23 protein-coding genes are annotated in these 23,696 nt (G+C 73.4%); 12 read left to right on the forward strand and 11 right to left on the reverse strand.

The genetic code is table 11. The features are described 5' to 3' along the window. Positions 1-1,135: 1,135 nt before the first annotated feature. Positions 1,136-2,269, forward strand: a complete 1,134-nt coding sequence (locus JIW86_RS32110) for a hypothetical protein (protein ID WP_257559519.1) — start codon at positions 1,136-1,138, stop codon at positions 2,267-2,269. 42 nt (positions 2,270-2,311) lie between these two features. Then, entirely contained in the window at positions 2,312-3,403 is a 1,092-nt protein-coding gene (locus JIW86_RS32115; RefSeq protein ID WP_257557318.1) for a phosphotransferase family protein, read from the forward strand. A gap of 55 nt (positions 3,404-3,458) precedes the next feature. On the opposite strand, the gene JIW86_RS32120 is transcribed toward JIW86_RS32115, so the two are convergent. Further along, a complete protein-coding gene (locus tag JIW86_RS32120) occupies positions 3,459-3,917 on the reverse strand; it encodes a hypothetical protein (RefSeq protein ID WP_257557319.1) in 459 nt (152 codons plus the stop codon). Positions 3,918-4,134: 217 nt separating this feature from the next. Between JIW86_RS32120 and JIW86_RS32125 the strand changes: the two genes are divergently transcribed. The 4 genes from JIW86_RS32125 to fxsA all read left to right on the forward strand — a co-directional run bounded on the left by JIW86_RS32125 (position 4,135) and on the right by fxsA (position 8,238). Further along, entirely contained in the window at positions 4,135-4,575 is a 441-nt protein-coding gene (locus tag JIW86_RS32125; RefSeq protein ID WP_030011705.1) for an Lrp/AsnC family transcriptional regulator, read from the forward strand. Between the two features lie 232 nt (positions 4,576-4,807). Next, entirely contained in the window at positions 4,808-6,436 is a 1,629-nt protein-coding gene (locus JIW86_RS32130) for an amidohydrolase (protein WP_257557321.1), read from the forward strand. A gap of 328 nt (positions 6,437-6,764) precedes the next feature. Next, positions 6,765-7,574 (forward strand): polyprenol monophosphomannose synthase, encoded by an 810-nt coding sequence (locus JIW86_RS32135; protein ID WP_257557323.1) that lies wholly within the window; start codon positions 6,765-6,767, stop codon positions 7,572-7,574. A gap of 79 nt (positions 7,575-7,653) precedes the next feature. Next, positions 7,654-8,238: an FxsA family membrane protein gene (fxsA, locus tag JIW86_RS32140; protein ID WP_257557324.1), complete on the forward strand. Its 585-nt coding sequence runs from the start codon at positions 7,654-7,656 to the stop codon at positions 8,236-8,238. A 79-nt stretch (positions 8,239-8,317) separates the two neighbouring features. On the opposite strand, the gene JIW86_RS32145 is transcribed toward fxsA, so the two are convergent. The 3 genes from JIW86_RS32145 to JIW86_RS32155 all read right to left on the reverse strand — a co-directional run bounded on the left by JIW86_RS32145 (position 8,318) and on the right by JIW86_RS32155 (position 11,236). Beyond that, positions 8,318-8,692, reverse strand: a complete 375-nt coding sequence (locus JIW86_RS32145; RefSeq protein WP_031146696.1) for an RNA polymerase-binding protein RbpA — start codon at positions 8,690-8,692, stop codon at positions 8,318-8,320. Positions 8,693-9,005: 313 nt separating this feature from the next. Continuing rightward, on the reverse strand, positions 9,006-10,397 hold the full coding sequence (locus JIW86_RS32150) for an MFS transporter (protein ID WP_257557328.1): 1,392 nt from the start codon (positions 10,395-10,397) through the stop codon (positions 9,006-9,008). Positions 10,398-10,465: 68 nt separating this feature from the next. Next, on the reverse strand, positions 10,466-11,236 hold the full coding sequence (locus JIW86_RS32155; RefSeq protein ID WP_215150563.1) for a glycerophosphodiester phosphodiesterase: 771 nt from the start codon (positions 11,234-11,236) through the stop codon (positions 10,466-10,468). A gap of 192 nt (positions 11,237-11,428) precedes the next feature. On the opposite strand from JIW86_RS32155, the gene JIW86_RS32160 reads away from it, so the two are divergent. Continuing rightward, a complete protein-coding gene (locus JIW86_RS32160) occupies positions 11,429-12,931 on the forward strand; it encodes a PLP-dependent aminotransferase family protein (RefSeq protein ID WP_257557330.1) in 1,503 nt (500 codons plus the stop codon). 6 nt (positions 12,932-12,937) lie between these two features. Here JIW86_RS32160 and JIW86_RS32165 read toward each other — a convergent pair whose 3' ends face one another. Continuing rightward, on the reverse strand, positions 12,938-14,527 hold the full coding sequence (locus JIW86_RS32165) for an ATP-binding protein (protein ID WP_257557332.1): 1,590 nt from the start codon (positions 14,525-14,527) through the stop codon (positions 12,938-12,940). 70 nt (positions 14,528-14,597) lie between these two features. Then, positions 14,598-14,792 carry a hypothetical protein gene (locus JIW86_RS32170; RefSeq protein WP_030031218.1) on the reverse strand — a complete coding sequence of 65 codons (195 nt, stop codon included), beginning with the start codon at positions 14,790-14,792 and terminating at the stop codon, positions 14,598-14,600. A gap of 316 nt (positions 14,793-15,108) precedes the next feature. On the opposite strand from JIW86_RS32170, the gene JIW86_RS32175 reads away from it, so the two are divergent. Both JIW86_RS32175 and JIW86_RS32180 read left to right on the forward strand, forming a co-directional pair. Continuing rightward, positions 15,109-15,531 carry an ankyrin repeat domain-containing protein gene (locus JIW86_RS32175; RefSeq protein WP_215150569.1) on the forward strand — a complete coding sequence of 141 codons (423 nt, stop codon included), beginning with the start codon at positions 15,109-15,111 and terminating at the stop codon, positions 15,529-15,531. Between the two features lie 343 nt (positions 15,532-15,874). Then, positions 15,875-17,272 carry a HEAT repeat domain-containing protein gene (locus tag JIW86_RS32180; RefSeq protein ID WP_257557338.1) on the forward strand — a complete coding sequence of 466 codons (1,398 nt, stop codon included), beginning with the start codon at positions 15,875-15,877 and terminating at the stop codon, positions 17,270-17,272. Positions 17,273-17,366: 94 nt separating this feature from the next. Here the strand turns inward: JIW86_RS32180 and JIW86_RS32185 are convergent, their stop codons facing one another. The 5 genes from JIW86_RS32185 to JIW86_RS32205 form a co-directional block, all read right to left on the reverse strand. After that, entirely contained in the window at positions 17,367-18,080 is a 714-nt protein-coding gene (locus tag JIW86_RS32185; protein WP_257557340.1) for a hypothetical protein, read from the reverse strand. Next, complete coding sequence (locus JIW86_RS32190; protein WP_257557342.1) at positions 18,077-18,661, reverse strand: RNA polymerase sigma factor; 585 nt, start codon at positions 18,659-18,661, stop codon at positions 18,077-18,079. The genes JIW86_RS32185 and JIW86_RS32190 overlap by 4 nt, the downstream gene beginning before the upstream one ends. A 72-nt stretch (positions 18,662-18,733) precedes the next feature. After that, positions 18,734-19,600 (reverse strand): biotin-dependent carboxyltransferase family protein, encoded by an 867-nt coding sequence (locus JIW86_RS32195; protein ID WP_257557343.1) that lies wholly within the window; start codon positions 19,598-19,600, stop codon positions 18,734-18,736. Beyond that, positions 19,597-20,214, reverse strand: a complete 618-nt coding sequence (locus JIW86_RS32200) for a 5-oxoprolinase subunit B family protein (protein WP_257557344.1) — start codon at positions 20,212-20,214, stop codon at positions 19,597-19,599. The genes JIW86_RS32195 and JIW86_RS32200 overlap by 4 nt, the downstream gene beginning before the upstream one ends. Next, positions 20,211-20,984, reverse strand: coding sequence for a LamB/YcsF family protein (locus JIW86_RS32205; protein WP_215150589.1), 774 nt, complete (start codon positions 20,982-20,984; stop codon positions 20,211-20,213). Before JIW86_RS32205 ends, JIW86_RS32200 begins: the two co-directional genes overlap by 4 nt. A gap of 127 nt (positions 20,985-21,111) precedes the next feature. Here JIW86_RS32205 and JIW86_RS32210 point away from each other — a divergent pair, with 127 nt between their 5' ends. Genes JIW86_RS32210 through JIW86_RS32220 form a run of 3 tightly spaced genes read left to right on the forward strand, consistent with a single transcriptional unit; the run spans position 21,112 to position 23,692 of the window. Then, the gene (locus JIW86_RS32210) at positions 21,112-22,617 is read left to right on the forward strand and encodes a hypothetical protein (RefSeq protein WP_257557346.1); all 1,506 of its coding nucleotides are present in this window, start codon (positions 21,112-21,114) and stop codon (positions 22,615-22,617) included. Then, positions 22,614-22,793: a hypothetical protein gene (locus JIW86_RS32215; RefSeq protein ID WP_257557347.1), complete on the forward strand. Its 180-nt coding sequence runs from the start codon at positions 22,614-22,616 to the stop codon at positions 22,791-22,793. Before JIW86_RS32210 ends, JIW86_RS32215 begins: the two co-directional genes overlap by 4 nt. After that, positions 22,790-23,692: a hypothetical protein gene (locus tag JIW86_RS32220; protein ID WP_215150585.1), complete on the forward strand. Its 903-nt coding sequence runs from the start codon at positions 22,790-22,792 to the stop codon at positions 23,690-23,692. Before JIW86_RS32215 ends, JIW86_RS32220 begins: the two co-directional genes overlap by 4 nt. The last annotated feature ends 4 nt before the right edge of the window (positions 23,693-23,696 follow it).

The raw sequence follows: 23,696 nt of genomic DNA on the forward strand, positions 1-23,696 counted from the left end.
CGTCGTCGCGTCGCTTCGCGATGGCCTTCGGCCACCCTTGACAGACCGTCCCGCCCCGGAAAGACAGGACTGTCGGGAAGCCCCCAAAAGAACGGTCCGCCGGTTCACGATTCAGACCGGGGGAGATCAGGGACCGGCTGCTTGGCTGCCGTGGGCGGGCATGCGCCCGGGCCGATCGGGAGGGAATCCGGGGTCGGTGGGCGCGTCAGATCGCTACACACTTGCTCATTGTCTGGCGACTGCGGGCCGTCTGGGGCTGGGAATAGGCCGCCCACTGGCCGCTGCCGCCTGAGGTGGTCTGGCGGCGATCAGACCGTCATGGGCTGGACATAAGCCGCCCCAGACCGTCAGTTGACGCTCTTGGAGGGCGTCTGCGGGCGGTCGCGGGCACGAAAGTGCTCTGGCGGAGTGTGGTGCCGGACTTTTGGGTCTCTCACTCCGGGAAGTGATCGATTGGCTCTCAACTCGCCGCCAAATAGGGACAGACTGCCCGCAGGCGCGTGATGGAGACGTGTGTGCCGGCCGTGGGCGGCTTATGTCCAGCCCCAGACGGGCGCCGGACGCCATGGGTGAGAAGTGTGTAGCGATCTGATGCGCCCACCGACCCCGCATCCCCTCGCTATGGGCCCGGGCTCAGACGCCGCCCCAGGGGCCGGGGAGCCGGTCCCTGATGGCCCCTACTCATTCATGGAACCGGTGGACCGTTCTTTTGGGGGCTTCCCGACAGTCCTGTCTTTCCGGGGCGGGGTGGCCTGTCAAGGGTGGCCGAAGGCCATCGCGAAGCGACGCGACGACGAAGGAGGAGCGCCCTTTACAGACCGGCCCGACCCGGGGAGACAGTGGGACTGACGGGAAACCCCAAACCCTCCCTGATCCCGCCCCGCTGAGACCCCGACCCCCGAAGCCCCCCCGCATCCCTGATCCCTCCCGCGCGGCTCCCCCCCCCGAAGCCCCCGCCCCACATCCCCCCCACATCCCCCCCGCAGCCCCCGCCCAACCGTGCCGCCCTGTCAGGTTGTGCCAGAAGTCTGGCCCCCGATCGGGATTCTGACGTACCGTCATATCCGCTCGAGCCATGCCGCCGCGGTACCCCGACCTGCCCCCGACCAGCCCCGACCTGTCCCGGAGGTTCGCCATGCCCGCCGATCGGCCCGTCGCCCTTGACGAGTACCCCATCCACCAGGCACCGCTGTCGATGAAGCACCTCGTCAGCGGTGACCGCAACGCCTACGACCGCTGCATCTTCCACGTCTTCGACCACGCCGGCCGCGCCGTCCTCATCCTCGGTCTCGGGGTCTACCCCAACGCCGGGGTCATCGACGCCTACGCCACCCTCCGCGTCGGGGACGAACTGCTCGCCGTCCGGGCCTCCGACGCCCTCACCGACGACCGCATGAACCTCTCCGTCGGCCCGCTCTCCGTTACCGTCGACGTCCCGCTCCGGCAGCTGACCCTGCGCTGCGCCGCCGACCCCGCCGACCCGGACGGGCTCTCGTACGACGTCACCTGGACCGCCGAGTTCCCCGCCGTCTGGGAGCCCCACCACATCCAGCGGCGCGGCGACCGCCTCATGCTGGAAGGCCGCCGGTTCGTCCAGGCCGGCAACGTGACCGGCACCATCCGGGCCAAGGGGGAGGAGTTCACCCTCACACCAGGGGAGTGGACCGGTACCCGCGACCGCAGTTGGGGCGTGCGCCCGATCCCCGGTGAGGACGGCGGCCGGGCCGCCGAGGAGTACCGCCCCGAGGGCTTCCACTGGCTCTGGATACCGGTCCGCTTCGAGGACCGGTTCGTCATGGTCATCGCGCAGGAGGACGCCGACGGACACCGCACCCTGAGCGAGGCCCTCCAGGTCTTCCCCGAGGGCAGCGGCCGCCACGACGTGCAACTCGGCTGGCCGCACACCGAGATCCGCTACCGGCCCGGCACCAGGCACCCCGAGAGCGCCGTCGTCCACCTCACCGACCCGGCCCGCAAGCCCCTCGAACTCGGCGTGCAGATCCTGAACTCCTCCCCGCTCGCCGTCGGCGCCGGCTACCCGCCCGCCGCCGACTGGCAGCACGGCACCTGGCAGGGACGGGGCTGGGCCGACCGCCGCGTCTACGACCTCTCCGATCCCGCCGCCCACCCCATGGCCGCCTTCGGGGTCACCGACCACTCGGCCCGCTTCACCCTCGACGGACAGGTCGGTCACGGCATCTTCGAGCACGGCAGCTTCGGCCGCCACGACCCCAGCGGCTTCGCCGACTACTCCTCCGTAGCCCAGTAAGCCCGCCAAGCCCAGTCGGACCCGTAGGAAAGGGGCTCATCCATGGCCACCGCACCACGTCCGCGCACCTCCACCCGGGAACCCGAGGAGCTCGGCCGGCGCCTCGCCGCCTGGCTGGACACCAAACTTCCCGGCGCGAAGGTCACCAACGTCTCCGTCCCCGGGTCCAACGGCATGTCCAGCGAGACCCTGCTCTTCGACATAGACCACCCCGACACCCCGCTCCGCGCCTGTGCGTTGAGGCTTGCCGCCGACCCGGCCGCCTACACCGTCTTCCCGACGTACGACATGCCGCGCCAGCACCGAGTGATGAGCCTGGTCGCCGAGCACACGGACCTGCCCGTCCCGCGCGTGCAGTGGCTGGAGGAGGACCCGGGGCCGCTCGGGGCGCCGTTCTTCGTGATGGCCCGCGCCGAGGGGCGGGTGCCGCCCGACGTCATGCCGTACACCTACGAGGGCAACTGGCTGCACGCCGCCACCGACGCCGAGCGCGCCGCGCTCCAGGAGGCGAGCATTTCCCTGCTGGCCCGCCTGCACGACCAGTTCCCGGGCAAGGAGGCCGAGTTCCTGCTCCCCGAAGGCACGGGCAGCCCGCTGCGCCGGCACGTGGACGCCCAACGCGCCTACTACTCCTGGGTGGTGGGCGGACTCGCCCCGTCCCCGCTCATCGAGCGGGCGTTCGCGCGCCTGGAGGAGCTGTGGCCGCGGGACGAGGGCCCGGCGGTTCTCAACTGGGGGGACGCCCGCATCGGCAACGTCATCTACGACGGCTTCACGCCGGCGGCCGTCCTGGACTGGGAGATGGCGGCGTACGCCCCGCGCGAGGTGGACCTCGGCTGGACCGTCTACCTCCACCGGTTCTTCCAGGACCTCACCGTCGGCTTCGGCCAGCCCGGACTGCCGGACTTCCTGCGCCGCGAGGACCTGGAGCGCCGCTACGCGGAACTCACCGGGCACACCCCGCGCGACATGGAGTTCCACACGCTCTACGCGGCGCTGCGGCACGGGATCGTGATGCTGCGCATCGCCTACCGGCAGGCGCACTTCGGTGAGGTCGAGATCCCGGCGGATCCGGACAGCCTGATCCTGCACCACGCCAGTCTGGCCGCCATGGTGCAGGGAACGTACTGGTAAGAGGCCTGGCAGACGTCAGGGCAGGAGCCCTGGCAGGAGCCCGGCAGCAGTCGGGTCAGGCCGCCTGCGCGTGCTCCCGGCGCGTCTGCGGCAGCAGCGGGCCCATCACGCGCACCGGACGCGAGCCCGGACCGCCGACGTGCGAGAAGGGCTGCGTCCGCCAGTCGAGCCCCTGCGGCAGGTTCATCAGGATCACGGGCTCCAGTTCCTGCACCTCCACCGGCTGGATCATGCCGACGGTGGGCAGCGCGTCGCCGACGGGGCGCCCGGTGCCCGCGCACACCGTGAGCCCGAAGGGGTTCCACGGGGTCAGGCAGAGGGCGTGCTGCGGCAGGTACTCCTCGTCGGCGACGAGGGCGATCGACTGGCCGCAGTCGGGGCAGACCGCGTGGTGGATGTCGAAACCCTCGCTGTCGTCGAGGTATTCGCCGTCTTCGGCGTACGCGCCGTCTCCGGGATCGAGCGGTTCCAGGGGCTCCGGTTCGGTGCGACCGGCGCGCTTGGTGTTCAGCATGGATGTACTCCCCCTTGGGTGGGCCGGGCGGGCAGGTTCTTCGGCCTCGGCCACAGCAAGCACTTCCCGTCGCGCGGCACGAGTAACCACAACAGCCCGCCGGACGCCCGCATACGCTTGTGGCCTTGGTCACATGCCCGGCGCAGATGCCTCCAGTGGGCGGACAGCACTGTGCCTGGAGAGCCCTTGGGCCTTAGGTTGAGCGGCTATGAGCGCAATGGAGGAGCTGGACCGCCAGATCGTGGATCTGCTCGTGCGGGACGGGCGGATGAGTTACACGGATCTGGGCAAGGCCACCGGACTGTCCACGTCGGCGGTCCATCAGCGAGTACGCCGGCTGGAACAGCGCGGTGTGATCCGCGGCTACGCGGCCGTGGTCGACCCCGAGGCCGTCGGCCTGCCGCTGACCGCCTTCATCTCGGTCAAGCCGTTCGACCCGAGCGCCCCGGACGACATCGCCGACCGGCTCGCCGGCGTGCCCGAGATCGAGGCATGCCACAGCGTCGCGGGCGACGAGAACTACATCCTCAAGGTCCGCGTCGCGACCCCCCTGGAGCTCGAAGACCTCCTGGGCCGCCTGCGCGCCCTCGCGCACGTCTCGACGCGCACGACGGTGGTCCTGTCCACCCCGTACGAGGCACGCCCGCCCCGCGTCTAGGTCGTGTCGTCAAAGTCCCGTCTGGCTGGCGGGGCCTGGCACGCACGCTCGCCGCGTTGTCGTCGGTCGTCGATGCTCCGCATGGACTCCCTCCTCCGCCTTGCGATCGCACGCACCAGGCCCCGCCAGCCCCGCCCTTCGGGCGGCCGGCGCTACTTTGACGACACTCCCTAGCGGGACCGAAGGGACCCGGCGGTCGGGCGGGGCCCGGCGACGCGCGAGACTGGTCCGCATGACTGACCGCACCGCCCACTCCGCCGACGCCGCCGGAGCACCGACCAGGACCGTCCTCCTCCGCGGGGGCGAGGTACACAGCCCCGCAGACCCCTTCGCCACGGCGATGGTGGTCGAGCGCGGTCACATCGCCTGGGTCGGCTCCGAGGGCGCGGCCGACGCCTTCGCGCAGGGCGTGGACGAGGTCGTCGACCTCGGAGGGGCGCTCGTCACGCCCGCCTTCACCGACGCCCACGTCCACACCACCTCCGCCGGCCTCGCGCTCACCGGGCTGGACCTCTCCGCCGCGCCGTCCCTGACCGCCGCGCTGGACCTCGTACGCGCCTACGCCGCGAGCCGTCCCGCCGACCGGGTGCTCCTCGGGCACGGCTGGGACGCCGCGCGCTGGCCCGAGCGGCGCGCCCCGCGCCGTGCCGAGCTCGACGCAGCGGCGGGGGGCAGGCCGCTCTACCTCAGCCGCATCGACGTGCACTCGGCGGTGGTCACCACGGCCCTGCTGGACCTCGTACCCGGCGTGACCCCGGACGGCGACCAGCCGCTGACCCGTGACGCCCACCACGCCGTGCGCGCCGCCGCCCTGGCGGCCGTCACCCCCGCCCAGCGCGCCGAGGCCCAGCGGGCCGCCCTGGACCGGGCCGCCTCGCTCGGCATCGGTTCCGTGCACGAGTGCGGCGGGCCCGGGATCTCCTCCGCCGAGGACTTCGCCGCCCTGCTGGCGCTGGCGGCGGAGCGGCCCGGGCCGCGCGTCTTCGGGTACTGGGCGGACCGGGACCTCGACCAGGCCAAGGCGCTCGGCGCGGTCGGCGCGGCCGGGGACCTGTTCGTCGACGGGGCCCTCGGCTCGCACACCGCGTGCCTGCACGCCCCGTACGCCGACGCCCCGCACACCGGTACCGGCTACCTCGACGCGCGCGCGGTCGCGGAGCACGTCGCCGCCTGCACCGAGGCGGGCCTCCAGGCCGGGTTCCACGCCATCGGCGACGCCGCCATCACCGCCGTCGTGGAGGGTGTCCGCGCCGCCGCCGAGAAGGTCGGCCTGGCCCGGGTCCGCGCCGCCCGGCACCGCGTCGAGCACGCCGAGATGATGACCCCCGCCACCATCGCCGCCTTCGCGGAGCTGGGCCTGACCGCGTCCGTGCAGCCCGCCTTCGACGCGGCCTGGGGCGGCGAGGACGGCATGTACGCCGACCGGCTGGGCGCCGAGCGGGCTCGCACCCTGAACCCGTACGCGGCCCTGCTCAAGGCCGGTGTCCCGCTGGCCTTCGGCTCGGACGCGCCCGTCACCCCGCTCGACCCGTGGGGCACCGTCCGGGCGGCCGCCTTCCACCGCACCCCCGAGCACCGCATCTCCGTCCGGGCCGCCTTCACCGCCCACACCCGGGGCGGCTGGCGGGCGCTGGGCCGCGACGACGCGGGGGTCCTGGTCCCCGGCGCCCCGGCCGACTACGCCGTCTGGCAGACCGCCGAACTGGTCGTCCAGGCCCCCGACGACCGGGTCGCCCGCTGGTCCACCGACCCCCGCTCCGGGACCCCCGGACTGCCCGATCTGACCCCCGGCGCCGAGCTCCCGGTGTGCCTGGCGACCGTGGTCGGCGGGCGGGAGGTATTCGTACGCCCACAGGGGTGATCCGGCGAGCCTCGGTTCGGTGCGGGCGCCCGGACCCGGATAGGTTCGGCCGGGTCCACCACAGGACGTCCGTGCCGGACGGATCCGTCTGCTCAGCGCGCCCGCGCCTCGGGGGCGAGGGAAGGTTTCGCCGGTGGGGGCACCCCCAGCGCTACCGGGGGAGGGTGGCCCCAGTTCGGGGCCCGGCGGTCCAGTAGACAACGGTCACGGCGGCCCGCAGCCAGCGGGAGTCCGACCGGCCCGAAGGACCGCGGGCCCCGATCACTGTTCTAAAGTCATTGACTGCGACCAGACCTACAGGACGTGCAAGAGCACAAAAGGGGACTCAGTGAGCGACGGCGGACAGCGGACCTACGGGCCGCTCGGTACGGCCTTGGTGATCATTCCGACCTACAACGAGGCGGAGAACATCGGGCTGATCGTCGGCCGCGTCCGCGCGGCGGTGCCCGAGGCCCACATCCTGGTCGCCGACGACAACAGCCCGGACGGCACCGGCAAGCTCGCCGACGAGCTGGCGGTGGGCGACGACCACGTGCACGTCCTGCACCGCAAGGGCAAGGAGGGCCTCGGAGCCGCCTACCTGGCCGGCTTCGTCTGGGCCCTGGAGGCCGGCTACGGCGTGATCGTCGAGATGGACGCCGACGGCTCCCACCAGCCGGAGGAGCTGCCGCGCCTGCTCACCGCGCTGACCGGCGCCGACCTGGTGCTGGGCTCCCGCTGGGTGCCGGGCGGCCGCGTCGTCAACTGGCCCAAGAGCCGCGAGATCCTCTCGCGCGGCGGTTCCACGTACTCCCGGCTGATGCTGAACGTCCCGATCCGCGACGTGACCGGCGGCTACCGGGCCTTCCGCCGCGAGACCCTGGAGGGCCTGGGGCTGGACGAGGTGGCCTCCGCGGGCTACTGCTTCCAGGTCGACCTGGCCCGCAGGGCCGTGCAGAAGGGTTTCCGCGTCGTGGAGGTCCCGATCACCTTCGTCGAGCGCGAGTTCGGCGACAGCAAGATGAGCAAGGACATCGTGGTGGAGGCCCTGTGGCGGGTCACCCAGTGGGGCCTCAAGGCCCAGGCGGCCAAGCTGCTCCCCGGCAAGGCCTCCAAGGCCGCCCCCAAGGCCGCGCCCAAGGACACCGACAAGGCCTGACCGGCCGGACACCCCTTAGGGGATGTCCGGTACCTCCGGCTGAGGCTGCTTTTACGCAGACCCAGGCACACTGGAGGGTATGACGACCGGCGTTCCCACTACCCCGACGGCCCCCCGGCAGCGGCGCTCACCCGCCCGTACGTTCCTCCCCCTGGCGGTCGCCGCCTGGCTGATCCTGGAGATCTGGCTGCTCGGCCTGGTCGCGGGCGCAGCCGGCGGGCTCACCGTCGCCGCGCTGCTCGCGGGCGGGATGGTTCTGGGCGTGGTGGTCATCAAGCGCGCGGGGCGCCGTGCCTTCAAGAACCTGACCGACACCTTCCAGCAGGCGCAGCAGGGCGTGCAGCCCACCCCGCAGCAGCCCGGCCGGGGCAATGGCCTCACCATGCTGGCGGGCCTGCTCCTGATCGTGCCGGGCCTGCTCTCCGACGTGGCGGGCCTGCTCTGTCTGCTTCCGCCCGTCCGCGCGTGGATCGGCCGCCGTGCGGCCCGCTCGCTGGAGCGGAAGATGGCCTCGGCCCCCGCCGGGACCTTCGGCGACGCCTTCCAGCAGGCCCGCATCCACTACCCCGACGGCAAGGTCGTCCAGGGCGAGGTCATCCGGGAGGACCGGCCCGGGCAGCCGCAGGGGCCGGACACGGGCTATCGCCCGCCGCTCGCCCCGTAGCCCCGGAACGACAAAACAGCCGAGGGGCCCCGCCACACGGTGTGTGGCGGGGCCCCTCGGCTGTTGTCTCGTCCGGCTGTCAGGCGGACTTGCGGCTGTCCCGCGGATGCACGGCAATGTTCATGGCGCCGGAACGAAGGACCGCCAGCCTCTCGGCCAGCACTTCCTCCAGCTCCTCGCGGGTGCGCCGCTCCATGAGCATGTCCCAGTGCGTTCGCGCAGGCTTGCCCTTCTTCTCTTCGGGCCCGTCCCCGTCCACCAGGAGTGCCATGGCGCCGCACGCCTTGCACTCCCACTCCGGCGGAATGTCTGCCTCAACCGAGAACGGCATCTCAAATCGATGTCCGTTCTGGCATGCGTACTCCACCGCCTGGCGCGGGGCCAGATCGATGCCGCGGTCCGTCTCGTAGCTGGTAACCACGAGGCGCGTACCGCGGAGAGCTCGCTCACTCATGAATCGTGCCTCCCGGGCTTGTCGCCCACAGGACAGGTGTCGCTGTCGTCGTCATCCGGTCAACGTCCGGTCGGCGGTATAGATTCCCGCTCCGGGTCACGCGTCGCCCGTCGTGCCGCCCCTTGTTGTACCCACCAATGCCCGTTTTGTCACATCTGGCAGCAGATGTCACCCAACGTCTACACTTCTTTAGCGCGCAGTAACGGTCCGCCTGGCAGGCCAAAGGCGTACACTACCGGCCCTTGGCTTCAACGTCTAAATCCGTTCGGAATTCGTTCGTGGATCCGGGCCGTGCGCACTCGCGGATCCGCTCTCAGACCCGTTCAGGTACAGGATTGCCTGCCGCCTCCACCGCGCGCCGCACCGGCACTCTGGCCAGCAGCACGAATCCCAGTGCGAAGAAGACCACCAGCGAGATGATCGCGTCCCGGTAGCTGCCCGTGACCTGGTACGTGAGGCCGAAGACGAGGGGCCCCACCCAGCTCAGCCCGCGGTCGCTCATCTCGTACGCCGAGAAGTACTCGGCCTCCTTGCCCGCCGGCACCAGGTGCGAGAACAGCGAGCGCGACAGCGCCTGGCTGCCGCCCAGCACCAGCCCGATCATCGCCGCGAGTGCGAAGAACCACACCGGTGTCCGGGCCGGCAGGAAGTATCCGGCCGCCAGCGTCACCGCCCAGGCGGCCAGCGAGCCCAGGATCGTCCGCTTGGCGCCGTAGATCCGGGCCAGCCGCCCCATCCCCAGCGCGCCCGCCACCGCCAGGACCTGCACGAGCAGCACCGCCCCGATCAGGGTGGACTGCTCCAGCTCCAGCTCCTCCGAGCCGTAGATCGAGGCCTGCGAGATCACCGTCTGCACGCCGTCGTTGTAGATCAGGTACGCCAGCAGGAACGACAGGGTCAGCGGATAGCGCCGCATGTCCTTCAAGGTGGCGACGAGCTGCTTCCAGCCGCTGACGGCCGGGCCCGCCCCGGGCTCGCGGACCACGGCCCGGTCCCGCAGCCGGCGCAGCGGGATCAGCGCGAAGGCCCCCCACCACAGGCCCGCCGAGGCCAGACAGATCCGTACCGCCTCGCCCTCGGAGAGGCCGAAGGAGTCGTGGCCCGTGTAGAGCACCAGATTCATGACGAGCATCAGGGAGCCCGCGGTGTAGCCGAAGGCCCAGCCCCGCGAGGACACCGTGTCCCGCTCGTCCGGCGTGGAGATCTGCGGCAGATAGGCGTTGTACAGCACCATCGAGACGGACAGTGCGGCGTTCGCCGCGACCAGCAGCAGCCCGCCCAGCAGGTAGCGCTCGCCGCCCAGGAAGTACATCCCGGCCGTCGCCGCGGCGCCCGTGTACGCGGCCACCGCCAGCAGTGGCTTCTTGCGCCCGGTCCGGTCGGCGACGGCGCCCACCAGCGGCATGAGCACGACCGCCAGGATCACCGAGGCCGAGACCGAGTAGGCGAAGAAGGAACCGGCCCGCACCGGGATGCCCAGCGGGTGCACGAAGCCCTCGGCGTCCGCGGCGGCCTTGGCCACCGAGGTCAGATAGGGCCCGAGGAACACCGTGAGCACGCTCGCCGAGTACACCGAGACCGCGAAGTCGTAGAAGTACCAGCCCCGCTGCTCGCGCTTGCGCGCGGCCGCCGTCACCGCCGCCGGTCTGCCGTCCTCGGCCCCCGGTTCCGCTTCGGCGGTCTTGCCGCCGTCTCGCCCACTCATGGAGTGCCCCCTCGCTGGTCCCCGTGGCGCGCGGCCCCCCGGAGTCCGCGCGGAGACCCGCGGCCTTGTCAGGCCCAGGCCCCGCGCCGGTCCAGCACCGCGCGCAAGATGTCGATCCGGTCGGTCATGATGCCATCGACTCCCAGGTCGAGGAGAGACTCCATACGTTCCGGTTCGTTCACGGTCCAGACGTGCACCTGCAGGCCCCGCTCGTGCGCGGTCCGTACGAAGCGCCGGTCGACCACGCGGATGCCCGCCTGGGTCTCCGGAACCTGGGCCGCCACCGCCCCGACGCGCAGCGCCGCGGGGATCGCGTACGAGCGCAGCCGCAGGCCGAGCACCCCGCGCATGCCGTACGAGGTCGCCAGCCGGGGGCCGGCGATCTTCTGCGCCCGGGCCACCCGGCTCTCGGAGAAGGAGCCCACGCAGACCCGGTCCCAGACCCCGGCCCGCGCGATCAGGTTCACCAGCGGGTGCAGCGCGGACTCGGCCTTGATGTCGATGTTCCAGCGGGCGTCCGGGAACTCCTCCAGCAGGTCCTCGAAGAGGGCCAGCGGCTCGGTGCCCCCGACCCGCGCCTCGCGGATCCGCTTCCACGGCAGCTCGGCGATCCTGCCCTGTCCGTCGGTGACCCGGTCCAGGGTGGAGTCGTGGAAGGCGACGAGCTTCCCGTCGGCCGTGGCGTGCACATCGGTCTCGAAGTACCGGTAGCCCGCTTCGGCGGCCCGCCGGAAGGCGACGGCGGTGTTCTCCAGCCCGTCCGCGGCCCCTCCCCGGTGTGCGAAGGGGATCGGGGCCGGGTGGTCCAGATACGGATGGCGAAGGCGTACATGCGTCACGGCCGCAGTATCCCCCGGGGCGAGGGGTGATGGTGGTCCGCAAGGTGAACGGGGGACGAGCGCGCCCCCTCCGCGCAGGCCCCCTGGTGCAGGTGGACCGGCGCGTGACAGTCTGTCTGCGCAGACTTCAATCCAATCCCGGCCTCCGGCGCGCCCAGTCGAGGCCAATTCGACGAAGGTGGACCGGACGCAATGGCCGAATGGACCTCAGCGGTCGGTGCCGCGCAGCTCGCCCGTCTGATCGGCTCCCAGCAGGACCGTCCCGCCGCGTCCGGCTCCCGCAAACTGCCCGCGTACCGCACGCTCGCCGACGGGATCCGCCTCCTCGTCCTCGAAGGCCGCGTTCCGGTCGCCGCCCGGCTGCCCGCCGAGCGCGAGCTGGCCGCCGCCCTCTCCGTCAGCCGCACCACCGTCGCCGCCGCGTACGAGGCCCTGCGCGCGGAGGGGTTCCTGGAGTCCCGCCGGGGTGCCGGCAGCTGGACCTCCGTACCGGCCGGGAACCCGCTGCCCGCCCGCGGGCTGGAACCGCTGCCGCCCGAGTCCCTCGGCTCCATGATCGACCTCGGGTGCGCCGCCCTGCCCGCCCCCGAGCCGTGGCTCACCAAGGCGGTCCAGGGCGCCCTGGAGGAGCTGCCGCCGTACGCGCACACCCACGGCGACTACCCGGCGGGCCTGCCGGCACTGCGCCGGATGCTCGCCGACCGCTACACCGAGGCGGGCATCCCCACGATGCCCGAGCAGATCATGGTGACCACCGGCGCGATGGGCGCGATCGACGCCATCTGCAGCCTGTTCGCCGGGCGCGGGGAGCGGATCGCCGTCGAGTCGCCCTCCTACGCGAACATCCTCCAGCTCATGCGCGCGGCCGGGGTGCGCCTGGTACCCGTCGCGATGGCCGACGGGCTGGCCGGCTGGGACATGGACGTCTGGCGGCAGGTGCTGCGCGACTCCGCCCCCCGCCTCGCCTACGTCGTGGCCGACTTCCACAACCCGACCGGAGCCCTGGCTTCCGAGGAGCAGCGCCGGGCCATGGTCGAGGCCGCCCGGTCCGCGGGCACCGTCCTGGTGGTCGACGAGACCATGCTGGAACTCCGGCTCGACCCGGACATGGAGATGCCCCGCCAGGTCTGCTCCTTCGACCCGTCGGGCAGCACGGTGATCACCGTGGGCTCCGCCAGCAAGGCCTTCTGGGCGGGCATGCGCATCGGCTGGGTCCGCGCGGCCCCCGACGTGATCCGGAGCCTGGTCGCCGCCCGCGCCTACGCCGACCTCGGCACGCCGGTGCTGGAGCAGCTCGCGGTGAACTGGCTGATGCGGACCGGGGGCTGGCAGGAGGCCGTCGGGATCCGCCAGGAGCAGGCCAGGGAGAACCGGGACGCGCTGGTCGCGGCGGTGCGCCGGGAGCTGCCGGACTGGGAGTTCGAGGTTCCGAAGGGCGGGCTGACGCTGTGGGCCCGGGCGGGCGGGCTGTCGGGCTCGCGGCTGGCCGAGGTCGGGGAGCGGGTCGGCGTACGGGTCCCCTCGGGGCCCCGGTTCGGCGTGGACGGAGCCTTCGAGGGCTATGTCCGGCTGCCGTTCACCGTGGGCGGGCCGGTGGCCGAGGAGGCCGCCTCCCGGCTGTCGGCGGCCGCGGCCCTGGTCGGCACGGGTGCGGGCGGCAGCGGCGCCGAGCCCCCGCGCACGTTCGTGGCGTAACGGCGCTCAGGGGGACGGCGCCTCGACGGCCGGGCCCTGGGCCTGGGCCGGGGGCTGGCCCTGGATCCGCTTGGCCGGGGTGACGTCGCCCTGCCGTTCGGGCAGCAGCTCCAGCACGGCCCGGCGGAACGCCGGGTGGGCGTCGTCGTCGTACGGGTCCGGGGTGGCGGGCACCTGGAGCCGGTGCACGGGTCCCGAGCCGAGCCTGGCGTATCCCCGGCCCGGCGGGACCTGGGCCGGCGGGGTGGTGTGCGGCGGCAGCCCCAGGACGTCGGCGACCTGCTGGATGGCGGCGGGGCCGAGCACGACGCGGGCGCGGGTGTGCTGCCAGACGGCGTCGTGGAGCAGTTCCAGGTGATCGAACTGTTCGGCCACCACCACGGTGATGTGCGCGGCCCGCCCGTGCCGCAGCGGCACCTGGAGCTGGGCCAGCGGGTCGGGTCCGCCCTCGGCGGCCGCGAGGTGCGCCAGCACGCTGGGCCGGTCCAGCAGGATCCACAGGGGGCGGCGGGTGTCCTCGGGCGCCTGGCGGCCGGCCTCGCGGGCCCGGTGGGTGGCGATGAGGCGCCGCTCGGTCTCCGTCGCGGCCCACTCCAGGGTGGCCAGTGCCCCGACCGGCCCGCATTCCACGGCGAGGACGCCGCTGCGGCCGGACAGGCAGGCGTACTCGCCGCTGCCGCCGCCCTCGACGATCAGTACGTCGCCGCCGTGCCGCAGGGCCTGGAGGGCGATGGAGCGCAGCAGGGTGGAGGTGCCGCTGCCGGGCTGGCCGACGGCCAGCAGGTGGGGCTCGGTGGAGCGGGGACCGGTGCGCCAGACGACCGGCGGCACGTCCCGGGGCTCGTCGCCCTCCAGGACGGGCAGGGTGCGCTGGACGCTTCCGGCGTCGGTGAAACCGAGGACGGTCTCGCCGGGGGAGGTGACGAACGGCTGGACGGCGATGCCCGTCGGCAGCGCCGCCAGCACACTCAGGTCGAGCTGGTTGCCCTCCTCGTCCCAGTCGAAGAGATACTCCCGTCCGCGCCCGGACTTGGCGTGCAGCAATGCCTCGATCCGGGCCCGTGAGGCGGCCTCGCCATCGGTGAAGTAGGCCGGGTAGCGGATGTGGAGCCGGGTGACGCGGCCCGCCTCGTCGAACTCGTAGCCGCTGAAGGCCTTGTCCCAGTCCCCGCCGTGGGCGAAGAGCGGGCTCGGGTCCTCCGGGGTGGAGAAGTACGGCACGAGTGCTTCGTAGAGGGAGCCGAGCCGTTCGGTCTCGGCATCGCTGGGCCCGGTCTTCACCGGGGTGCGGTCGCGTCCCTGCCAGGCAGCCGCCGCCATGAGGGTGATCAGGGCGAGGAGCGGACCGTAGGGGACGAGTGCGACCACGAGGACGCAGGCGGCTCCCAGGAACAGCGCGGGACCACGCTTGTCCTTGGGGGTTTCGGACCATTTGCGCCGCCCGGCCGAGGCCAGGACGCGCAGGCCGCGTCCGATGGTGAGGAGCGGATGGAGGACGTCCGTGGCGCTGTCGGCGGCCGTGCGAGCGAGGTCGCGGCCCCGTGCCAGCGACGTGGAGCCGCTGTTGAGGATGCGGGGAAGTGGGCGCCGGGCCACGGGCGTCTCCTGGAGTTGTGGGTGTTCGGGTGCTTCGGGTGGGGCTGGGTGTCGCCGTGCCTCGGCCGGGCTAGAGCTTGATCCCGCCGAGAAGGCTCGCGAGGCTCGCGGTGCTCGCGGTGATGCTCGGAGCGATGGCGGAGCCGGCGAGGAAGAAGCCGAACAGGGAGCAGACGAACGCGTGGGTCAGCTTCATCCCGTCCTTCTTGAAGAACAGGAAGCAGATGATGCCGAGCAGGACGACGCCTGAGATGGACAGGACCATGAGGGGTTCTCCTGGTGGGTGGGGACAGTCACCATCAGTTCTTCCAGGCTCACAGGAAGTATCAATGCGACAAAAGGTGCATACGAGTGAATCCAGGAGTTTTTCACTGGACCGGGTCACTCCGGCTGGCGCGTCCGGCACGAAGGGGGGCAAGGGTGATCATTGCCTCGGCCTGGCCCCGACATGTGCAGGTCCGGGCGCTACCCTGACGATTCACCCGTACGGACGCAGTGCCGTGCACCCCCCTGCCCGCCCGGCCCGGGGACTGTCCACCGGGGCGGGCCATACCAGCAGCGAGTGAAAGGCGGTACGAACGATGAGCGAGCACACCGAAGGCGGCTCCGGTTCCCAGGACGTCCCCGACGAGGACGTCATCGAACTGGCCACCAAGATCTTCGACCTCGCCCGTCAGGGCGAGACCGAGACGCTCGCCGCGTACCTCGACGCCGGAGTACCGGCGAACCTCACCAACGACCGCGGCGACACCCTCGTCATGCTGGCCGCCTACCACGGCCACGCCGACGCCGTCACGGCCCTGCTTGCCCGCGGCGCCGAGGCCGACCGGGCCAACGACCGCGGCCAGACCCCGCTCGCCGGAGCCGTCTTCAAGGGCGAGGAGGCCGTCATCCGGGCCCTGCTCGCCGGAGGGGCCGATCCGACGGCCGGAACCCCGTCCGCCGTGGACACGGCGCGCATGTTCGCCAAGGCCGACCTGCTGGAACTCTTCGGAGCCGAGTAATCCGCTTTTTTGCCGGGATCTGCCCGGGCCCGGCCGGTTCCCGACCTCACAGGTTGGTCACGGCGGCCGTAAATGTGGTCGCGGCGCACAAACCGGCTGGGTCATCATGGCGACGGATTCGATTCGCGAACATGACGGACGGGCAGGAGCGGGCTGGACACGAAGGGTGTCCACACCCACCCCCTGCCGCACCGGCCGCCATGGTGGCGAAGCACCGACGAGAGTGAGAAGGCAATGGTCTACATCGAGCGGAACCTGACGGCGAACGTCCTCACATGCTGTTACGCGGCCCTGTGAATCCCGATTCCCGGTTGCGTCCCCAGCTTGATTTGAGGCCATTCCCATGTTCGAACCAGTCATAGCGCCGAGCGGCACGCTGCTCGGGCTGCTCCAGCGGGGCCGTGGCGACGGCACGCTGCACGCCCTCGCGGCGCCCAGGGCGGAGGCTCTGGAGGCCCTCGACCAGTGCGTGCTCCGCGACCCGCGCCAGGACTGGCAGGTCGAGAACCGCTCCTTGTACTACGCCCGGCTGTACCTGGATCTCGACGGCCCCCTCGGCGCGATCGAGGCCCACCTCTTCGGCGCCGAGGACCTCCTCGACGAAGCGGACCACCGGACGGGCCTCGCCCTGTCCGTACTGGGCCACCTCGCCTCCTACGGCCGCGACGACGCGCTCATGCTGCTGCGCGGCTACGCCGCCTCCGGAGCGAACTGGGCCTGGGCCCTCGACGAGCTCGCCCTGCGCGACGACGACGAGGGGCTGCGGTCCCTGGCCGAGCCGGTCATCGCCCGCTTCCCCGCCACGGTGGAGGGCGAGGCGCGGCTGGCCGCCGCCATCCGCGACGCGTACGAGCCGAGGCCCTGGTGCCTGTGGGAGGAGTCACCGCGGTACGGGGAGCGCCTGCGCGCCGCCCGTCAGCAGGGCTCCTTCGACCGCTGGCAGCGCCAGCTGACCCCGAGCGGCCCCCGGCCCGGCTGGGGAGTCCAAGCCGTCTTCGACTGGGCCGCCGACGGACTGCGCCGCGGCACCCCGCTGCACGTGCCCGCCGCGCGCTGTCTCGCCGCCGTGGCCCAGCCCGAGGACCGGCCCGCCATCCTCGCGGCGGCCGCCGGCGCCTCCGGCGAGGCGGCCCGCGCCACCGCCCTGCACCACCTGGTCCTCGCGGAACCGGAGAACCCGGCCGTACTGGACCTCATCGAAGCCGCCGCCGACGAGCCCGCCGTGGCCGCGTACGAGCGCATGTGCGGCCCCGGGGCCGTCGAACGCGCCCGCCGCTGGATCCACCGCCCCGACGCCCTGGGCGCGGCCGCAGCGGCCATCCTGGCCGCCCGGGGCGGAGCCGAGGACGCCGGCCTGGTCCTCGGAGCCCTGCGCTCCACCGTCCGCGGCGAGGGCCCCGACACCCGGGCCCTGTACGCCCTGGTGGACGGAGCGGGCCGCCTCGCGATCGGCTGCGCGGCCCCCGTGCTGCGGCACATCTACCGCGAAACGGCCTCGTCCCACCTGCGCGGCCGGGCCGCCCGGGCCCTGGCCAGCACCGACCCCTCCTTCGCGGCGGGCTTCGCCGTCGAATGCCTGTGGGACTGCGAGGAGACCACCCGCGAGGTGGCGGCCCACCACGCCGAGACCGCCGACGCCCGCGTCGCGCCCCGGCTGCGCCGCCTGGCCGCCGATCCGGCGGAGGAGGAGGACGTCCAGTCGGCCGTCCGGAGCCGGATCGCGCCGGAATCGGCGGTGTAGGGGAGACCACGACGGGCGGCAGGGCGGGGCGGACGCCGACCCGGGCCTGACGCACCTCGCCCCGGCCGGTGCGGCCGGGGCGAGGCGTTCGCGGTCACCCCTTGGGGGCGTCCGGGTGCTCCGCGCGATACTTCTCACGGATTTCCTTCAACCGCGCCTCCTCCTTCCGCCGCGCCTCCAACTCGTCCGGCGACAGCGTCCGGTGCGGCTGCGTCCCGTCGTCGGCCGGGGGCGGCGGGTCCTCGGGGACGCAGGGCGGCACCTTCGACGCTTCGACCACTCCGAACCCCATGGCGCCGGGGTGCCTGGCCAACCGGGTCTCCGAGGGCATTTCGAGTATGAGGGTGTGCCCCGCGGGGAGAGTCTTCGCGTTGATCCTCAACACGATTCCGTTCTCGTTGGCGCTGGTCAGAGGCTCCCCCGGAACGTCGATCGCCGCCCCGGCGTACGTGGGGCACTCCGACTTGGGCTTCCCGTAGACCATCGCGACGCTGAAGCCCAACCCCCGGAGCTCACGCTCCAGGCCGGGCAGGCCATCGGGATGGAACAGCTCGACCAGGATGCTGCCGTCGTCAGCCCTGGTCAGCGTGTAGGCGTGGGCGGGGGACGCGCCGCCGCTGTCGCCGAGGACGGGGAGGGCGATGAGGCCCGCGGCCGTCGCCGCCACCGCGCCGAGGGCGAGCGACAGACGGTACCGGCGTGCCGGAGAGCGGCGGACGGGGGCGGGCCCGGGCGCGGGCCGATCCGGCATCCTCACCAGGAGCTCCGCCTTCAGCCGCTGCTCGAACGCAATGGGCCTGTTGCTCATCGGGCCACCTTCAACTGGTGTTCAAGGGCCGTCCGCTGGACCTGCTCCGGGGCGCGCAAGGCGCGCCGGGCGCGGTGCAGGCGGACCCGGATCGTCGCCTGGCTGACGCCGAGGGCCTGCGCGGCCTCGGCCGGGGTGAGACCGTCGACGACGACCAGGTCGAGGGCGGCCCGCAGCGGCTCGGACAGGGCGGCATGCCGATCGGCCAGGGCCCGGAAGGCCCGCTGGGCGTCGATCCGTTCCTCTATCGCGGCGACGTCCTGGTCGTCGAGGAGCCGTCGGCCGCTGAGACGTGCGAGGGCGCCGCTCTCGCGGGCCACGCCGCGGGCGTGCCCCGACAGGATGTTGCGGGCTATCCCGTACAGCCAGGCGATCGGCACTCCCCGGTCGGGCCGGTAGCCGGCGGCCGCCCCCATCGCGGCGAGGAAGATGTCCGCCGTCAGGTCCGCCGCCAGGTGCGGGTCGGCGACCCGGCGGGTGACGAAGCCGAGGACGGCGTCGACGTGTTCCTCGTAGAACGCCCCGAACCCCGCGGGTGTGGTGAGATCCGGGGGTCCGGTCTCCTGTCGTGGGCTGCGCACCCGGTCCTCCCGTGAGTTCGGGACCCGGACGGTCCCTTCAACCAGTTCTTGACCGAAGGCCTTTCGAACGTTTCATCGGGAGCGCGTGAACCGTACGGGAACCCCCGGCCGCGCCTGCGCCGCCGCGTCCAGGGCCCGGCCCGGCGGGACCACGCCCACCACCGGGTAGCCGCCCGTCACCGGGTGGTCGGCCAGGAACACCACCGGCAGGCCGTCCGGCGGGACCTGGACCGCGCCCAGGACCATGCCCTCGCTCGGCAGTTCGCCCTCCCGGGCCCGGACCAGCGGTGCGCCCGCCTCCGTGCGCAGGCCGATGCGGTTGGACATCGGCGACACCCGGAACACCGAACGCCACAGCCCGGCCAGCGAAGCCTGCGTGAACCAGTCCGCCCGCGGCCCCAGCCGCAGCGGGAGCAGCAGTTCCGAAGGCGCCGCGGGCAGTCCGCAGGCATCCGCCGCCGGGACCGGGTCCGGGCCCGGCGGGGCGACCGGCAGCAGGGTCCCGGCCGACAGGACCGGCGGCCCCAGGCCCGACAGCAGGTCCGTCGAGCGACTGCCCAGGACCGGCGGGACGCCGAGGCCCCCCCGCACCGCGACGTAGCTGCGCAGCCCCGACTCCGCCCGGCCCACCTCGAGCTCCGCTCCGGCCGGCAGCCTGACCGCGGCTCCCCAGGCCACCGGGCGGCCGGCCGCTCGTACGGAACAGGGCGCGCCCGTGACCGCCACGGTGACCGGAGCCAGGGCCCGGAGCCCGACCCCGTCGAGGGTCGTCTCCAGCGCCGCCGCGTCCGGGGCGTTGCCGAGCAGCCGGTTGGCCAGCGCGTACGCCGCCGTGTCCAGGGCTCCCGAGCGCGGGACCCCGAGGTGCGCGTATCCCGGGCGGCCCCGGTCCTGGACCGTGGTCAGCGCTCCCGGCCGCACCACCAGCAGCCCGGTCATCGGCCCGCCTCCGTGAACCGCACCCGCACCCCCGGCGCGAACAGCGCAGCCGGATCCCGTTGCGGGTCCCAGAGCACCGCGTCCGTGGACCCGACCAGCTGCCAGCCGCCGGGGGAGGAGCGCGGGTACACCCCCGCGTACTCCCCGGCGAGGGCCAGCGAGCCCGCCGGGACGGCCGTACGGGGCGTGGCCCGCCGGGGCAGGCGGAAGCGCTCCGGGAGCCCGGTCAGATAGCCGAAGCCGGGCGCGAACCCGCAGAAGGCCACCCGGAAGACGGTGTCGCCGACGATGCCCGCGACCGCCCGCGGGGCCACCCCCCACAGCCGCGCCACCTCCGCCAGGTCCGGCCCGTCGTACCGCACCGGGACGGTGATCAGGGGGCCCTGCGCCTCCGCGAGCGGCGGCACCTCCCAGCGGGCGATCCGGGCGCCCAGCCCGGCGGGGTCCCGTACGCCGTCCAGCAGTACCGTCCGCGCGGCGGGCACGAGGTCCCGTACGGGACCCAGCTCGCCCGCGTCCCGGCGCCGCAGCAGTTCGGCGTGGAGCGCGGCCACCTCCGCGGCCGAGTCCACCTCGATCAGCAGCGCCTCCCCGCCGGCCACGAGGGTCCTCACGCGAAGGCCTCCACCCGGACCCCGGCCGCGCCCAGCGCCGCGCGGACCCGGCGCGCGAGGTCCGCGGCCCCCGGGGTGTCCCCGTGCAGGCACAGCGAGCGGGCGGCGACGGGGACCGGGGACCCGTCGGCCGCCGTGACCGTCCCCTCCGTCGCCATCCGTACGGCCCGCGCCACCACGGCGTCCGGATCGTGCACCACCGACCCCGGCTCGGTGCGCGGCACCAGCGTCCCGGCTGGCGTGTAGGCGCGGTCCGCGAAGGCCTCCGGCACGGGGGACAGCCCCGCCTCCGCGGCGGCCGCGAGCAGCAGGGAGCCCGGGAGGCCGAGTACGGGCAGGGTGCCCCCGGCCGTCAGGACCCCCGCGACCACCGCGGCGGCCTGGCCGGCGTCGTGGACGGTGCGGTTGTAGAGCGCGCCGTGCGGTTTCACGTACGACACCCGGGAGCCGGCGGCCCGCGCGAACACCTCCAGCGCCCCGATCTGGTAGGCCACCTCGTCCGCGAGCTCACCGGGCGGCACGTCCATCGAGCGCCGCCCGAAGCCCGCCAGGTCGCGGTAGGAGACCTGCGCGCCGATCCGTACGCCCCGCTCGGCCGCCAGCTCGCAGACCCGGCGCATGATGGACGGGTCCCCGGCATGGAAACCGCAGGCGACGTTGGCGCTCGTGACGACGGACAGCAGGGCCTCGTCGTCCGTGAGCGTCCAGCGCCCGAAGCCCTCGCCGAGGTCGGCGTTGAGGTCGATCGCCGCCTCGGTGGGTGTGATCATGGAAGCCATGCGGTGAGCGTAGAACAGGCCTGCCGTCGTGATCCCGGTAGCCGGGGACGATCCGCGGACGATCCGGCCGAACCATGCCGTTTGGGATGTTGTCAGGGTCAGCGCCTAGTCTTTGTCCGTGACTCTCCCCGCCCCGGCGAAGACCCTTCCGTCCCCGGCGCCGGGCCCGGCCGCCGACGAGGGCCTGGCCCGGCGGCTGCGCGCCCTCGCCTGCACCGCACCGCTGCACGACCTCGACGTACGCAAGGCCAATCTGGCGGGCGAGTACGGGGTCTACGCGATGGCGGAGGTCGCGCTGGCCGCGATCGACCTGGTCACGCTCAACATGGACTTCGACACCGGCGCCGACCACGAGCAGATAGTGGCCAGACTGCTCCCGCGCGTCGCAGCCCAGGCCCCGGCCCGGCCCGCGGCCGAGCACGAGCGGGTGGCCCGCTGGGTGCTGGAGAACCTGATCAACGTCGGCAGCGTGGACCGCGGCTTCCGCGCGATCTACGGCACCTTCGGCCCGGACGGCGTCTACGTCCGGCGCGACTACGACTTCAAGCTGATCGAGGAGGTGCCGGGGTACGGCGGCGCGGTCTACCTGCGCACCACCGACGAGGCCGTCAACGTGCTGGTCGGAGCCCTCGACACCGACGTGACCAGCGCCCAGATCGCGGCCGAGGTCAAGCTGGAGGTGCTGATCAGCCGCGGCCGGCTGGCGGACGCCCAACTCGCCGCCGAGCAGGCCCGGTACCGGACGGTCCAGTACGCGGAGACCCTGCGCCGCACCCTGGACGCGACGCGGCGCAACGTCCGGGCGGTGGACTGGCTCCAGTCCGTCCCCGACATGATCGACGAGGCCCTCGACCACGTCGCCGACCGCTACCGCCACGAGAACGCGATCCTGACCAACATCCGCAGGGCGCGCGACGAGGCCGAGGAGCCGGAGAGCAAGCGGCGCGCCGCCGAACTCGTCGACATCGTCAAGGACTGCATCCGCCGCCACACCCAGCTCCAGTCCCGGCTCCTGGACGCCGGGCCGCTCTTCCGCGCCGAGCAGGACCGCCAGGCCTTCGCCGCCCCCGCGCCGCGCTCCGGCATCGATCTGTACGGCCAGCTGGTGGCCCCGCTGCTGCCGCTCCCGCTGGAACGGGCGCGCCGGGTGACGGACGCCTTCTTCGCCTCCGGCGCGGGCCTGCGCACGCCGGTCTCGGTGCGGGTGGGGGACCTGGTCGACATACTGCTCACCCCGCCCGTGGAGCGGGAGCACCTCGGTGCGGAGATGCCCGAGCCGGATCTCATCGCGACCCCGGACGACAGCCGCTTCAGCGAGGAGCAGCTCGCCGCCGCGATGGAGCTCCTGGACCTGCCGCACGACGCCCCGCGCCGGCTGTCCGGCCTCCTCGCGGAGGCCCGCCGCAGCGACCCCGACCTGCCGTACCTGGTGGCCCTGCTGGCGGTCCACGCGGCGAGCCCGGCCGTCGGCACGGCCTACCGCCAGGGCGAGGAGCGGCTGCTCTTCGCGGTGGACGACGGCACCCAGCTCGACGACCCCGAGTTCGGCGGCGCGGACCTGATCGTCGGCACCGCCCTCCTGGACGCGGCCGGGATGGCCGCCGACCGCTCGGAGGCGGCATGACGGCCGCCGCCGCCCCGGCCGGGCGGTGCGGGGGAGCCGTCCTGCCCGCCCGAGCGGCTCTGCCCGCCGGAGCCACCTTGCCCGCCGGAGCGGCTCCGCCCGCCCTGCCCGCCGCCGCGGTCCTGCCCGCTTCTCCATACACAGCCACCCCCACCGCCGAGGAGACCCGCCCGTGAGCGACCACCACGCCGAGCACCCCGCGTGGAGCGAGCCCGACGCGCCGTCGGCTCCCGTCGCGCCCGCCACCGCAGGGACCCTCACCCCCGCCGATGCCGCCGACGCGGCCCGGCTCGTCGCCTTCGGGCTGCAGCCCAAGCTCCTCCCCGCCCGTGATGCCGAGTACGCGGAGCTGCTGCGCCGCTACCGCGAGGACCCCGCCTTCGGCCGCCTCGCCGACGCCGTCGCCACCGGCCTCGGCCTCGTCGTCCTGGAGGTGTCCCCGCGCGCCGGCATGGCCGTGGCCGCCGGTGAGGACTCCGTCTTCGCCGTCCGCATGGGCGACTACGCCCGCCGTACCGCCGCCGACTCCGCCGACCGCTTCCTGCACGGCCTCGCCCACCTCGCCGTCGCCGCCCTCGCCTTCCCCCGCCCCGAGGACCTCGCCGACGACGGCTACATCGGCCGCATCACCGTCAACGGCGTCGACGCCTTCGTCCGGCAGACCTGCCGCCGCCTCGAGGAGCGGGCCGAGGAGCTCGGCGAGAACACCGACCCCGCCTCCGACGCCCCCGGCCTGGAGGCAGCCTGGCGCGTCTACGCCCGCCGCAGCGCGACCGGCGCCACCAAGGACGCCCGCCGCCTCGCCGGTTCCACCACCGGCATCGTCGGCAAGGCCGCCGCCTTCCTCACCGAGTCCGGCTTCCTCCAGCGCACCGGGGACGACGCCGGAGGTACGTACCGCACCACCCCCCGCTACCAGCTCCAGGTCCGCGACATGGCGGGCAGCGCGGCCATGGCCGAACTCCTGGAACTGGGCGTGGTCCCCGTCAGCGACGGCTCCGCCACCCTGCTGCCGCCACCCGAGGGCGACGACCTGGAGCTCGCGGCCGACGCTGGCCTGCCGTTCCACGCCTGAGCCA

The sequence above is a fragment of the Streptomyces sp. NBC_00162 genome (assembly GCF_024611995.1).
Lineage (GTDB): Bacteria > Actinomycetota > Actinomycetes > Streptomycetales > Streptomycetaceae > Streptomyces.

Coding starts and splice junctions, on each gene's coding strand:
- JIW86_RS32125 (WP_030011705.1), top strand. CDS start 4,135: ATGGAGGAGCTGGACCGCCAGATCGTGGATCTGCTCGTGCGGGACGGG.
- JIW86_RS32205 (WP_215150589.1), bottom strand. CDS start 20,984: ATGATCACACCCACCGAGGCGGCGATCGACCTCAACGCCGACCTCGGC.
- JIW86_RS32195 (WP_257557343.1), bottom strand. CDS start 19,600: ATGACCGGGCTGCTGGTGGTGCGGCCGGGAGCGCTGACCACGGTCCAG.
- JIW86_RS32180 (WP_257557338.1), top strand. CDS start 15,875: ATGTTCGAACCAGTCATAGCGCCGAGCGGCACGCTGCTCGGGCTGCTC.
- JIW86_RS32115 (WP_257557318.1), top strand. CDS start 2,312: ATGGCCACCGCACCACGTCCGCGCACCTCCACCCGGGAACCCGAGGAG.
- JIW86_RS32160 (WP_257557330.1), top strand. CDS start 11,429: ATGGCCGAATGGACCTCAGCGGTCGGTGCCGCGCAGCTCGCCCGTCTG.
- JIW86_RS32175 (WP_215150569.1), top strand. CDS start 15,109: ATGAGCGAGCACACCGAAGGCGGCTCCGGTTCCCAGGACGTCCCCGAC.
- JIW86_RS32215 (WP_257557347.1), top strand. CDS start 22,614: ATGACGGCCGCCGCCGCCCCGGCCGGGCGGTGCGGGGGAGCCGTCCTG.
- JIW86_RS32170 (WP_030031218.1), bottom strand. CDS start 14,792: ATGGTCCTGTCCATCTCAGGCGTCGTCCTGCTCGGCATCATCTGCTTC.
- fxsA (WP_257557324.1), top strand. CDS start 7,654: ATGACGACCGGCGTTCCCACTACCCCGACGGCCCCCCGGCAGCGGCGC.
- JIW86_RS32150 (WP_257557328.1), bottom strand. CDS start 10,397: ATGAGTGGGCGAGACGGCGGCAAGACCGCCGAAGCGGAACCGGGGGCC.
- JIW86_RS32185 (WP_257557340.1), bottom strand. CDS start 18,080: ATGAGCAACAGGCCCATTGCGTTCGAGCAGCGGCTGAAGGCGGAGCTC.
- JIW86_RS32145 (WP_031146696.1), bottom strand. CDS start 8,692: ATGAGTGAGCGAGCTCTCCGCGGTACGCGCCTCGTGGTTACCAGCTAC.
- JIW86_RS32120 (WP_257557319.1), bottom strand. CDS start 3,917: ATGCTGAACACCAAGCGCGCCGGTCGCACCGAACCGGAGCCCCTGGAA.
- JIW86_RS32130 (WP_257557321.1), top strand. CDS start 4,808: ATGACTGACCGCACCGCCCACTCCGCCGACGCCGCCGGAGCACCGACC.
- JIW86_RS32110 (WP_257559519.1), top strand. CDS start 1,136: ATGCCCGCCGATCGGCCCGTCGCCCTTGACGAGTACCCCATCCACCAG.